The 11,585-nt window shown below is 58.4% G+C and carries 15 protein-coding genes; 8 read left to right on the top strand and 7 right to left on the bottom strand.

The window, feature by feature from the left end; genetic code table 11:
- From HMPREF3120_RS08200 to HMPREF3120_RS08170, 8 genes are all read left to right on the top strand, one after another.
- The coding region (locus HMPREF3120_RS08200; RefSeq protein ID WP_070452132.1) for an integrase core domain-containing protein at positions 1–313 on the top strand (313 nt) is incomplete at its 5' end.
- Positions 314–428: 115 nt separating this feature from the next.
- Positions 429–1,109, top strand: a complete 681-nt coding sequence (locus HMPREF3120_RS12480) for a metal-dependent transcriptional regulator (protein WP_022862719.1) — start codon at positions 429–431, stop codon at positions 1,107–1,109.
- Between the two features lie 116 nt (positions 1,110–1,225).
- Positions 1,226–1,675, top strand: coding sequence for a class Ib ribonucleoside-diphosphate reductase assembly flavoprotein NrdI (gene nrdI / locus HMPREF3120_RS08190; protein WP_070452114.1), 450 nt, complete (start codon positions 1,226–1,228; stop codon positions 1,673–1,675).
- 67 nt (positions 1,676–1,742) lie between these two features.
- Positions 1,743–3,938, top strand: a complete 2,196-nt coding sequence (gene nrdE, locus HMPREF3120_RS08185; protein WP_070452111.1) for a class 1b ribonucleoside-diphosphate reductase subunit alpha — start codon at positions 1,743–1,745, stop codon at positions 3,936–3,938.
- A gap of 51 nt (positions 3,939–3,989) precedes the next feature.
- Positions 3,990–5,015 (top strand): class 1b ribonucleoside-diphosphate reductase subunit beta, encoded by a 1,026-nt coding sequence (gene nrdF, locus HMPREF3120_RS08180; RefSeq protein ID WP_034666259.1) that lies wholly within the window; start codon positions 3,990–3,992, stop codon positions 5,013–5,015.
- Complete coding sequence (locus HMPREF3120_RS11990) at positions 4,996–5,268, top strand: hypothetical protein (protein WP_168156421.1); 273 nt, start codon at positions 4,996–4,998, stop codon at positions 5,266–5,268. The genes nrdF and HMPREF3120_RS11990 overlap by 20 nt, the downstream gene beginning before the upstream one ends.
- 40 nt (positions 5,269–5,308) lie before the next feature.
- Positions 5,309–5,890: an NADPH-dependent FMN reductase gene (locus HMPREF3120_RS08175; RefSeq protein WP_022862715.1), complete on the top strand. Its 582-nt coding sequence runs from the start codon at positions 5,309–5,311 to the stop codon at positions 5,888–5,890.
- A gap of 280 nt (positions 5,891–6,170) precedes the next feature.
- Positions 6,171–6,686 (top strand): cytosine permease, encoded by a 516-nt coding sequence (locus tag HMPREF3120_RS08170; RefSeq protein WP_141739410.1) that lies wholly within the window; start codon positions 6,171–6,173, stop codon positions 6,684–6,686.
- 32 nt (positions 6,687–6,718) lie between these two features.
- Here HMPREF3120_RS08170 and HMPREF3120_RS08165 read toward each other — a convergent pair whose 3' ends face one another.
- The 7 genes from HMPREF3120_RS08165 to HMPREF3120_RS08135 all read right to left on the bottom strand — a co-directional run bounded on the left by HMPREF3120_RS08165 (position 6,719) and on the right by HMPREF3120_RS08135 (position 11,578).
- The gene (locus HMPREF3120_RS08165; RefSeq protein WP_070452108.1) at positions 6,719–7,189 is read right to left on the bottom strand and encodes a hypothetical protein; all 471 of its coding nucleotides are present in this window, start codon (positions 7,187–7,189) and stop codon (positions 6,719–6,721) included.
- 97 nt (positions 7,190–7,286) lie between these two features.
- Positions 7,287–7,736 carry a hypothetical protein gene (locus tag HMPREF3120_RS08160; protein ID WP_070422538.1) on the bottom strand — a complete coding sequence of 150 codons (450 nt, stop codon included), beginning with the start codon at positions 7,734–7,736 and terminating at the stop codon, positions 7,287–7,289.
- A 17-nt stretch (positions 7,737–7,753) separates the two neighbouring features.
- A complete protein-coding gene (locus HMPREF3120_RS08155) occupies positions 7,754–8,854 on the bottom strand; it encodes a ThiF family adenylyltransferase (protein WP_246815449.1) in 1,101 nt (366 codons plus the stop codon).
- Positions 8,855–9,637, bottom strand: a complete 783-nt coding sequence (locus tag HMPREF3120_RS08150; protein ID WP_070452105.1) for a thiazole synthase — start codon at positions 9,635–9,637, stop codon at positions 8,855–8,857.
- A gap of 2 nt (positions 9,638–9,639) precedes the next feature.
- Positions 9,640–9,834, bottom strand: coding sequence for a sulfur carrier protein ThiS (gene thiS / locus HMPREF3120_RS08145; protein ID WP_070452102.1), 195 nt, complete (start codon positions 9,832–9,834; stop codon positions 9,640–9,642).
- Positions 9,825–10,886 (bottom strand): glycine oxidase ThiO, encoded by a 1,062-nt coding sequence (gene thiO, locus HMPREF3120_RS08140; protein WP_070452099.1) that lies wholly within the window; start codon positions 10,884–10,886, stop codon positions 9,825–9,827. The genes thiS and thiO overlap by 10 nt, the downstream gene beginning before the upstream one ends.
- A gap of 5 nt (positions 10,887–10,891) precedes the next feature.
- A complete protein-coding gene (locus HMPREF3120_RS08135) occupies positions 10,892–11,578 on the bottom strand; it encodes a thiamine phosphate synthase (RefSeq protein ID WP_070452125.1) in 687 nt (228 codons plus the stop codon).
- Between the last annotated feature and the right edge of the window lie 7 nt (positions 11,579–11,585).

Below are 11,585 nucleotides of genomic sequence, written 5' to 3'. Positions count from 1 at the left end.
GCAGTACGTCAGCGTGGTCTACAACGAGCGACTTGCCCAGCACGGGATTGCCGCTTCCACCGGAACGGTCGGGGATTCTTATGACAATGCTCTGGCAGAAAATGTTAATGGTTCCTACAAGAACGAGCTGATCCATGCTCGCAGGTGGGATGATGTTGTCGAGGTAGAAATCGCGACGTTCGAGTGGGTGTCATGGTGGAACGAGACAAGGCTTCACCAAAGCTTGGGATACCGAACCCCGGTCGAGGTCGAAACCGAATTTTGGAAGCAGAACCCACCACAGGAAATAATAGAAATCAAGGCAAACGCCTAGGAACAAAACCCGGGGCACTTCATACCGGCATTCCTCTCAAACTTGGCCTCTGTTCGCTATGAGCGTTGGGGCACAGCGCCTAAGGCGCATACGGAAGCTGGGTTAACATTTACTCATGTCTGTTTCTGAGCTGTCCACCAGTACCCAGAACTATTTGAAAGCTATCTGGGGGCTAAAGGAATGGTCATCCGAGCCCGTTACCGCCACACTTATAGCGAAACAGCTGGGACTCAAGCTCTCCTCGGTCTCCGATGCAGTGCGCAAAATGTCGAAGCAAGGGCTCGTGTCACACACGCCCTATGGCTCTGTGGAGTTAACCGAACTTGGCAGGCAGTACGCATTGGTCATGGTGCGCCGCCACCGATTGCTTGAGTCTTTTTTGGTTCAAGCATTGGATTATACGTGGGACGAGGTCCATGATGAAGCCGAAAATCTTGAACACGCGGTGTCTGACATGCTCATAGAGCGCGTGGATAAGTTCCTCAATTACCCCACTAGGGATCCACACGGCGACCCTATCCCTACGGTTGATGGACAGGTCACTATCCCCAGTGCGCACCGTCTCACCGACAGCGGCGCACAACCGCAGGTGACCGTGGAACGCATTTCTGATTCCGACCCACAACTGCTGGCCTTCCTCAAAGAGCAAGGCATCGTCATTGGGGCTGTTCTTACCACGCGCGAAGGAACGCCCTTTTCAGAATCGCTCGAAGTACAGGTAGCCGACAGTACTCAGTGGGTAGTACTTGGGCGTCCAGCTACGGACGCAGTGTTTGTAGCACACCACAGCCTGTAGTCTTTCCCTTTCTCATTAATCCTGTCCCTACCTGCCCTTTTAAAAACTACGGTACGGCGTAGTTTGCAACTGCGGTAGTACGTAGTTAATCTTTTCGATCATCACCTATCCCACTTATGGCTAAGGCCAGGATGAGCAGGATTGTCATGTCAGACTCACCAGATTTGGTGTACTTTTCTAGCGTTTCTGAAAACACAAAAAGATTCGTCGAACGCTTAGATAGACCCGCAGTGCGCATTCCACTGCGGCCCAAGAAAACCGGAATGATCCAGGTTTCACACCCGTACGTACTCATCGTTCCAACCTACGGCGGTGGCTCGCTCAAACGCGCAGTCCCCAAACAGGTCATCGACTTCCTCAATGACCCAATCAACCGTTCCTTTATCCGGGGCGTGATTACCTCAGGCAATACCAACTTCGGAAGCGCTTACTGCGTCGCCGGCCGCATCATTTCCGCTAAGTGCCACGTTCCAGAGCTGTATCACTTCGAGCTACTCGGCACGCAGAAGGACGTTGCCACTGTAAAGCAGGGCCTTCACAAGTTTTGGGAGCAGCAAAGCAACTAACAATTATACCCCATTGATTTCCCACAAAATGAAGACCACATCCGCAACACACAGATTGGAAACCACAATGCCGCCACTTAAGGCCACCCCCACACAGTCCATTGGCCCTACGCCCCGCACCGCTTCAGCAGACGATGCCGGCGGTGTCGGTAAGCGCAAGAGCTACCATGCACTCAACGCGCAGCTGAACCTATTCGACGATTCGGGAAGAATCCAGTTCGACAAGGACATTGAGGCAACACAAGACTTTTTATTGCACCATGTCACTCCCCGCATGCATCAGTTTGAATCCACCAAGCAGCGCTTGGAGTGGTTGGTTGATAACGAATACTACGAGCGGGAATTCCTTGAGCTTTATGATGACGATTTTCTGTGCACTATGTACGACAGAGCCCACCGAGCCAAGCATCAGTTCCGCACTTTCCTCGGCGCATTTAAGTTCTTTACTTCATACGCACTGAAAACCTTTGATGGCTCGCGATTTCTGGAAGGCTACGAAGAACGCGTCGCCACCACAGCTTTGTACCTTGCACAGGGCGATGAAGAGCTTGCGGAGAAGCTGGTGGATGACATCATGACCGGACGCTTCCAGCCCGCCACCCCTACTTTTCTCAACGCAGGAAAAGCCCAGCGTGGCGAAATGGTCTCCTGCTTCCTCCTTCGCATCGAAGACAATTTGGAAAGCATTGGCCGCAGCGTGAACTCTGCACTGCAGCTTTCAAAACGCGGCGGTGGTGTGGCCTTGTTACTGAGCAATCTGCGCGAATCCGGAGCCCCAATCAAAAAGATTGAGAACCAAGCTTCCGGCGTAGTCCCAGTCATGAAAATTCTGGAAGATAGCTTCAGCTATGCCAACCAATTGGGCGCTCGACAGGGCGCTGGAGCCGTCTACCTACATGCGCACCATCCAGATATTCTTCGTTTCCTGGATACCAAGCGGGAAAATGCCGATGAGAAAGTCCGCATTAAGACTCTTTCGCTGGGAGTTGTTATTCCAGATATAACCTTCCAGCTGGCCAAAGAGAACAAGGATATGCATCTTTTTAGCCCGTATGACATCGCTCGCGAGTACGGCGTAGCCATGTCTGACATGTCTATCACCGAGTATTACGACGAGCTGGTTTCCAATCCGCGAATTTCTCATACGACTATCAAGGCCCGCGAGTTTTTCACCACGCTGGCTGAGCTTCAGTTTGAATCTGGATACCCCTACATACTCTTTGAGGATACGGTCAACCGCGCTAATCCCCTCAAAGGACATATCAATATGTCCAATCTGTGTAGTGAGATCCTCCAGGTCAACACGCCATCCACCTACGGCGCCTCAGGTAACTACACCACCGTTGGCCAGGACATTTCCTGCAATCTAGGGTCGCTCAACATCGCTAAAGCTTTTGAATCACCGGACTTTGGGGAAACTGTTGAAACCGCGGTGCGCGCTCTCACGAAGGTCTCAGACCTAACAAATATCGAAGCTGTTCCTTCCATCGCTCACGGTAATGCATCCATGCATGCCATCGGGTTGGGCCAAATGAATCTCCACGGTTTCCTGGCTTCCAAGCGTATTCCTTATGGCTGCGCCGAAGCACTGGACTTTACAAATATCTATTTCCTGACCGTGACCTATCATGCGCTCCGTGCATCCCATGCGCTAGCGGTTGAGAAAGGTCAACGATTCACTGGCTTTGAAGAATCCACCTATGCCACTGGCGTCTACTTCGACAAGTACATCGACCAAGACTGGGCGCCGGCCACTGACCACGTAAAACAGCTATTCCATGAGGCTGGCGTGCAGATTCCTCAACGCGAGGATTGGCTACGGCTCAAGAACCAAGTGATGCAAGACGGCATCTACAACGCCTACTTGCAGGCAGTTCCACCCACTGGATCAATTTCCTACATCAATGACTCCACCGCGTCCATACACCCGATTGCCTCCAAGATTGAAATACGCAAGGAAGGCCGCTTGGGGCGCGTGTACTACCCCGCACCGGAAATGACCAACGACAACTTGGAGTATTTCGATGACTCCTACACCGTGGGGTACAAAAAAATCATCGACACCTACGCTATGGCCACCCAACACGTGGACCAAGGGCTTTCCCTGACTTTGTTCTTCACCGCTGACACCACTACGCGGGACATCAACAAGGCACAAATCTATGCCTGGAAAGCCGGAATCAAGACCTTGTACTACATCCGTTTACGCCAACCTGCACTCCAGGGAACCGAGGTCGAAGGCTGCGTTTCCTGTGCTCTGTAGGAACACGGTCCTTCCTTCATTCACAACCATCCATCAAGAAAGAAAGAAGCTATGTCTTCAACATCAAACACTGCTGAGCTAACCAGCATCTCAGTTACGCCGCCAAGTTACCGGCATGACCCTTCAGCCCGCATCCGCGCCATCAATTGGAATCGGGTGAGCGATGAGAAGGATCTTGAAGTGTGGAACCGCCTCACCGCCAACTTTTGGTTGCCAGAAAAGGTTCCACTTTCAAACGATCTCCCGGCGTGGCAGAGGATGACACCGGAGGAACGCAACCTCACCATGCGGGTGTTCACGGGACTCACCACCCTGGACACCGTCCAGGCCACTGTGGGCGAAATCTGTCAGATCCAAGATGCCCGCACCGAGCACGAGGAGGCCGTGTATACCAACATCGCCTTCATGCAATCAGTCCATGCCCGTTCTTACTCTTCAGTGTTTTCTACTTTGAGCAGTACGAAAGAAATTGATGAGGCATACCGCTGGGCGGTGAATAATGACCTTCTCCAGGCACGCGCCAAAAAAGTGCTCACTCATTATTTTGGACCCGATCCACTCAAGCGCAAAGTGTCATCGACGCTGCTTTCCTCGCTGCTTCTCTACGCGGGTTTCTATCTTCCCCTGCATTTTTCCGTCCACGCCACCCTGACAAATACGGCAGACATGATTCGCCTCATTCTGCGTGACAAGGCAGTGCACGGTTACTACTCAGGCTACAAGTACCAGCGCGGACTGGAAACGTCTGCTCCACAACGGCAACAGGAGATGCATGATTTCACTATTTCCTTGCTCGAAGAGCTTTATGCCCTAGAGCTGGATTATTCCGGCGAGCTATATGAGCCGTTGGGGCTCATGGATGATGTAGCTGTATTCGTTCGCTATAACGCCAATAAGGCGCTCATGAATTTGGGCTACCCGGACTACTTCCCACCTGAAGAAACGGAAGTGAACCCGGAAATCCTCGCTGCCCTAGCACCTGGAGCAGATGAAAACCATGACTTCTTCTCCGGCTCCGGTTCCTCCTATGTCATTGGCACCGCTGAAGAAACGAGTGATGATGACTGGGATTTCTAAACCGTTTCCACGACCAGACCAAGGAAGCTGGCTTGAGACCATCGCGCTGTTTGAAGCCATCCGCGAAGGAAACCAACCAGCAGCCATGCGGCTTTTGGATACGTCCGCCGCACGGGAGGCCGTCCTCGGGGGACTGTTAGGACTCATCGAACTGTACTTCCGCCATGAAGAAGACAAAGTGGATAACTTTCTTACTGCCGCCCACACCGCCGGGCCACCGCCTGCCTTTGGCTGCAAGCCTTTTCTCCCTTGATCGCACGTACCTACGCCCAACTAAGAAGAAAGGACTTCCTATGACCACCCCACGCATTAGTGTTATCGTCGGCAGCCTGCGCCGCGGCTCATTTGCGCGCAAGATTGCACACGAAGTGCTCACAATGATTCCTGAAAACTACCAGGCAGACATCGTTGAAATCCGTGACTTGCCGCTCTATGACTTCGACTACGATGACCCCTCGGTCACGGACAAGCCCATTCCAGCTGAGTACACCACTTTCCGCGACACCATCAAGAACTCGAGCGGCGTCCTCTTTGTTACCCCGGAAAATAACCGTACTATCCCTGCCTGTCTCAAGAATGCAGTGGACATCGGTTCCAAGCCCAACTCGGATGTGGCTTGGAAGAACCTTCCCGCAGGTATCATCAGTCACTCTGTAGGCCGCATGGGCGGCTACAGTTCACAGAAGAACCTCCGGCTCGCCCTGTCCTACTTCGATATGCCGCTTCCTGGTCAGCCCGAGGTATTCCTTGGCCAATCCCCCACCCTCTTCGAAGACTCCGGCCATCTCAATGAAGGCACCGCAGGCTTTGTCAAAGACTACGTTATACGCTTCCTGCAGTTGGTCGACATGACATTAACAGCCAAGCACAGCTAGCGACGGCGACTAACCCTAGCCACCGCCCTCTACGAAGTACTTGAAGGCTTCTAAAGGGCCTTCTCAAAGACACAAACCCCGGATTCACACTCATCCTTGAGTTACCTGAATCTGAACCCAGGACGCTTCAAAAAACACCGCTCTAATTCTTCGATTTTCGCTGAATTAGAGCGGTTTTAGCGCTGTCGCTGGACACTGACCCTGGCGACATCCTGTTAGGCCGCTACAGGGCCATACAGGGCAGGGGAGACCCCCATCTACGGCTTGCCGCCGTCGGGGGGTGCTGGGCATCTACTCTTCGGGCCTGACGCTGCTCACCCTTGGGATTAAGATCTCGCGTCCGGCGGCTGCAGCTATCGACGGCGTCATTTTGACCATCGGCACCATCTGGGTCGTCTTCGTCTCCCAAAGCTTCCTTGGGCCGTTCCAGTCGTTCCTGATCACCCTCGGCGTGCCGCTGGCTAGCTGGGCAGGCATTCTCGTTGCGGACATCTTCGCCCGCACTAAGGATTACGACGAGCCGGCGTTGTACGATTCGGCAGGTCGCTACGGCGCCGTGGACTGGACCTCGATCGGGATCCTTGCCGTGTCCTCGGTGATCGGTTGGGGTCTTGTGGCCAACATGTTTGCGGAGGAAGCTCCCTGGAACAACTGGCAGGGATACTTCCTGCCACTGGTTGGGGAGCACTGGGCGGACGCGAACCTCGGTGTGCTCGTCGCACTCGTACTCTCCTTCGTGGCGGCGTGGTTTGGGCGCCGGGGCCGCATCCGCCGTCAGGAGGGGACTGCGGCCTAGGAGTCGCGCCCTGCCGTGCCCGACCCGGCGTCCTACCGCGCCGGGTTGCTGACCAAGATCCGATCCACCTGCTCGGCCAAATCTTCCGGCGCGGTGTCGAAGTCGCCGGGCAGTTCCCGATCCGCCTGCTCGAGCGCTTCCTGGTCGTGCTCGCCGGTGGCAAGGTGCGCCTCCGCCTCGTCGAGAAGCCGCTTCAACCGTGTCAGGTTGAGTTGGTAAGCACCGTCGTTTTCGGGGCCGGGGACCTCCTGGAGCCAACCCGTGCCGGTGAAGGTGGGCAGTGTCGCATCGATGATGTCGCGCTTCAGCCAGTTGGTCATGCGGGGCCCACCGAAGTTTTCCACCCGGCCCGCTGTTGCTTGGCGGACGGTGCCGGTGGGGGTGAGGGTGGGGCCAGTGGTGTCGTCTGCAAGCAACGCCACCTGCATCAAAATTTTCAGTTCTCGGGGAAATAGGGACGGGGCTTCAATGCACCCCACTGCGGCTTTGAGCAGTTCGCCCAACAACGCCTCCTTATTCGGTTGTGTTCGGACAAGGAGACATTATAAATCCGCCTCCGACACCGGGAGGCGGATTCTCGAACGGATGTGTGGTTTGTGGTTAGCGCTGCAACTTCCAGATCACGGAGTTCGTGGAACCTGCGCGCACGAGCGCGATGTTGGCGGTGTCGAAGACGTAGAGCTCACCGGTAAAGCCCGGGACAATGAACGCGGAGCCGAAGCGCTGCACCTGCAGCGGGTTGAGCTTCTTCGGCTGGCCCACAAAGCCTTGGTTCCAGCAGTGGGTGCCGGTAAAGCCTCGGCTGATGGACACTGCGGGGATGAGCTGCTCTGGAGGGTTGCACTCCGGCTGGGTTTTGCGGGCGGTGTCGGAGACGCAAATGGTTTTGGTTTCGCCGCCGACTTGGTAGGACTCGCAACGCACGTTGCCGTTCTGGTTGGAGTAGGTACCGACGTTGTTTTGTGCGGCGGCGGAGGGGGCGAGGGCTGCGGTGGCGGTAAGGATCGCGACGGCAGCGACGGTTACTGGGGCTGTACGTGTGATCTGCATAACAGAAGTATTCCAGGCTATCCCCAGCGTTGCACGCCTCCTGGCAGCGATTTCAGCACAATCCCATGCTGTTTCGCCTGTTCCGCATAGGTTTTCACAAATTTTTCAGAACGCACCCCACCCGCGCAATAGACCACCACCTCGTCGCCCTCGGCGTACTGCGACAGTGTGCGAGAAACCGCCTCGGGGTCGTGCTCGATCTCGCTCAGCGGCAGGTGAGTGGAGTTGACCGGCAGGTCCGCGATCGCCCGCTCGTGGGGTTCGCGGATGTCCAGGGCGTGAGCTTTGCGGGTAGTGATGTCGTCGTAAAGCAACTGCCCCTCGGTGCTCACGGCGCAGGCATCGGTGTAGGTGCTCAACCGCGTGGTCAGTGGGCGCGCCGGGTCGCGGGGGACGGTGAAACGGCGGATGGTGGTGGTCAGTGCGTCGTACATGTGCAGCCGGCCGATCTCCGCCTCGCCGATGCCCGTGAGGAACTTCACGGCTTCGGTGGACATCAGCGAGCCGACCACGGAGGTGGTCACCCCGAGCACACCCGCGGTGGCGCAATCCGGCACGGAATCCGCGTCCGGCTGGGTGGGGTAGAGGTCCCGCATGCCCACGCCGCCCTCGGGCGCGCCGGGGCCGGAGTGCCACAGTGCGATGTCGCCGCGGTAGCGCAGCACCGAACCCCACAGCAGCGGCGTGCCGGTGATCTCGGCGGCGTCGGCGGCGAGGAATTTGGTGGCAAAGGTATCGGAGCCGTCGATAAGCAAGTCGATGCCGTCAAGGGCTTCGATGAAGTTGTCGGTGGTCAGGCGGTCCTTGACCGGGGTGACGGTAATGCCCGGCTGCAGCGCACGCAGGCGCTCGGCGGCCACCTCCACTTTGCTGCGGCCCACGTCCTGAGCACCGAAGAGGATCTGGCGGTGGATGTTGGTGATGTCCACGTGGTCGTCATCCCACACCGTAATGTTGCCCACGCCCGTGGCGGCCAGGGTTTGCATGACAGGGCAGCCGAGGCCGCCCGCGCCGATGACCAACACGTGCGCGTTGTGCAGGCGTTCTTGCTGCTCGGGGCCGAAGCCGGGCAGGTTCATTTGGCGCGCGGTGCGCTTGAGTTCGTCGTGGGGGAGCACTTACAGCACCTCGTCGGCCCAGCTGGCCAAACCGTCGAAGGTGGACGACGCCACCGCGTGCTCCCGTTTCGGGATGCGCCCCGCGCCGCGTGCGAGCCGGCCGGCTTCCACCGCGTGGCGCATCGCGTGCGCCATGGCCACCGGGTCCTGGCAACGGTTCACCGCGCTGGCGAGCAGCACGCCCGAACACCCGAGTTCCATGGCAAGGGCGGCGTCGGATGCGGTGCCCACGCCGGCGTCGATAAGCACCGGCACCTGTGCGCGCGAGCAGATCAACTCAATGTTGTGCGGGTTCAAAATGCCCAAGCCAGTGCCAATCGGGGAGCCCAACGGCATCACCGCCGCCGCACCGAGTTCCTCCAGGCGCTTGGCCGCCACCGGGTCGTCGGATGTGTACGCCAGCACCGTAAAGCCCTCGTCCACGAGCATCTCGCAGGCGTCGACGGTCTCCACCACGTCGGGCAGCAGCGTGCGGTCGTCCGCGATGACCTCCAGTTTCACCCAATCCGTGCCCAGCGCCTCACGCGCCAGCTTCGCCGTGATCACCGCATCGCGCGCCGTGCGGCATCCCGCGGTGTTCGGCAGCGGACGGATATTCAGACGCTTGAGCAGGTCAAACACGCTCTCACCCGCGCCGGTGGTCGCGGAGTGGCGGCGCATGGCCACCGTGGTCATCTCCGTTCCGGATGCCACCAGGGCGCGCTCCAGCATGTCAAAAGAACTCGCCCCACCCGTGCCCATGATCAGGTGTGACTCAAACTGCTGACCAGCAATCTCCAACACGTCTAGCCTCCTTGGACGGCGGTGAGGATGTCCACCTCTGCGTCGTCGATAAGCGCCTGCCCCCACTGCGAGCGCGGCACGACCTCACCGTCTACCGCCACGGCAGTGCCGGCCTCAGGCGCGCCGACCTCCGCCACCAACTCCTGCACAGTCGTGGCTTCGGTGGTGGTCCTTTCACCGTTGAGCGTTAGTTGCATTCGTGCCTCCTCGGGTCGCATGCAGATAAGTTTATGAATGGTGCTTGCTTTTCGACGACCCCAGCACCACACCAAGCCCCCAACGCCGCCAGCAAAATCCCGTGCCGGAAGTAACCGGTGGACACCACGGTGCGCTCGTCGATACGACCGATGTACGGCAAATCATCCGGCGTGCCCGGGCGCGCACCGGCGCCGGCCTCGAGGAAATCGCACTCCTCAACCGCCGGCACCACCTCAATCGCATCCCGCAGCAACTGGTAAACGCCCTGCACCTGCGGCTGGTCGCGGCCGTCCTCGCGTGTAGTCGCGCCGATAGTCAGCGTGTGGTCCTCGCGCGGAATGAGGTAGATCGGACGATCCTCCACAAACCCGCGCACCACATGGTTCAGCAGCGGGTACTGATGGTCCGGCACACGCACGTGCAGCACGTCGCCGTACACCGGGCGCAGATCCAGAAACGGCACAAGCTCCCGCGCGCCCAGACCATTAGCGACGACCACCTGATCCCCGTCCAGCTCGTCCGTACTATCCACGCGCTTGTGTATGAACGTCACCCCGGCATTCGCGCAGGCATCCATGAGCGCCTTGGTAAACAAGCGCGGCTGCACCTGGTGATCCCCCGCAATCCGCACCGCACCGTTAATGGCAGGGGAGAGCGCCGGCTCAAGGCCGCGCGCCTGACGAGTGGTGACTTTCTCCACCGCCATACCGTGCTTTTCCTGGTACTCGCTGAGTTCGGCCAGGTGCGTCTTGTCCGCCACATCGCGCGCGACCACCAGCGTGCCCTCCGTGCGATAGCCCGTGGGCAAATCCGAATATTTTGCGGTCAGCTTGATCAGATCCGGGTAGAGCTCCGCAGACGCCGTCATCAGCGGAAAGAGCGGGTCTTGCTTATAGACGACCTCCGCCGTCGGCGCCAACATCCCACCCGCATAATGCGACGCCCCCGACGCCGGCGCCGGGTCGTACACCGTGACCGCGTGGCCCCGATCCGCCAACGTAAGCGCAGTAGACAGACCGATGATGCCCGCACCGACAACCGAGATATTCACAGCGATCAGGGTAGCGCTTTTGCCCGGTCCGTTTGGCCCCTTTCAAACTCCGCGACCACACGCTCGCAATAGCCCTGGGAATTATCGGCGTGCATGATGCCGCGCACAATGGCCAACCCGTCCACACCCGCAAGAGCCAGGTGGTACGCGTCATCGACCGTCACATCCCCGATGGCCACTAGCGGCACCTGGGCGGCCTCAACCAGGGGCGGGTAGCCACCGAAGCCCAGGGGAGGCCGGCCCGAGTCCTTCGTCGGGGTGTTGCGGAAGGGGCCGCAGCCGATGTAATCGATCACGTCTTTGTATGCGTTCGCAGCCTGAACCAGTTCCATCGTGCCGGTGGTCAGGCCGATGATCGCGTCCGGGCCGAGCAGGTCGCGCGCCACCTTAACGTCCAGATCGTCTTGGCCCACGTGCACGCCGGCGATGCCGTGGTCGCGTAGTGCTAGGGCGACGTCGACGCGGTCGTCGATAAGCACCTGCGTCTTCGGGTTCACCTCGTGCACTGCCTCGGCCACATTGCGGGCAAGGTTGTACAGGTCGCGCGCACTAATCGGCTTCGAGCGCACCTGCACCACCCCGGCGCCGCCAGCCGCGGCGGCGCGGGCGCGCTCCACAATGTCGTCACCCTGGCCGGTGACAAAGTAACAGCGCAAATCGAGTTCGGGTTTGCCCTTAAGCTGCGAATCCATGCCCATC

Source organism: Corynebacterium sp. HMSC11D10, assembly GCF_001806995.1.
Lineage (GTDB): Bacteria > Actinomycetota > Actinomycetes > Mycobacteriales > Mycobacteriaceae > Corynebacterium > Corynebacterium coyleae.
Note: the sequence above shows the minus strand (reverse complement) of the source record. Positions and strands in the feature narration are given on the sequence as shown.

What these genes read in the sequence shown, in the direction of transcription:
- HMPREF3120_RS12480 (WP_022862719.1), top strand. Translation starts at nt 429, where the DNA reads ATGTCTGTTTCTGAGCTGTCCACCAGTACCCAGAACTATTTGAAAGCT.
- nrdI (WP_070452114.1), top strand. Translation starts at nt 1,226, where the DNA reads ATGGCTAAGGCCAGGATGAGCAGGATTGTCATGTCAGACTCACCAGAT.
- nrdE (WP_070452111.1), top strand. Translation starts at nt 1,743, where the DNA reads ATGCCGCCACTTAAGGCCACCCCCACACAGTCCATTGGCCCTACGCCC.
- nrdF (WP_034666259.1), top strand. Translation starts at nt 3,990, where the DNA reads ATGTCTTCAACATCAAACACTGCTGAGCTAACCAGCATCTCAGTTACG.
- HMPREF3120_RS11990 (WP_168156421.1), top strand. Translation starts at nt 4,996, where the DNA reads ATGATGACTGGGATTTCTAAACCGTTTCCACGACCAGACCAAGGAAGC.
- HMPREF3120_RS08175 (WP_022862715.1), top strand. Translation starts at nt 5,309, where the DNA reads ATGACCACCCCACGCATTAGTGTTATCGTCGGCAGCCTGCGCCGCGGC.
- HMPREF3120_RS08160 (WP_070422538.1), bottom strand. Translation starts at nt 7,736, where the DNA reads ATGCAGATCACACGTACAGCCCCAGTAACCGTCGCTGCCGTCGCGATC.
- thiS (WP_070452102.1), bottom strand. Translation starts at nt 9,834, where the DNA reads ATGCAACTAACGCTCAACGGTGAAAGGACCACCACCGAAGCCACGACT.
- HMPREF3120_RS08135 (WP_070452125.1), bottom strand. Translation starts at nt 11,578, where the DNA reads ATGGATTCGCAGCTTAAGGGCAAACCCGAACTCGATTTGCGCTGTTAC.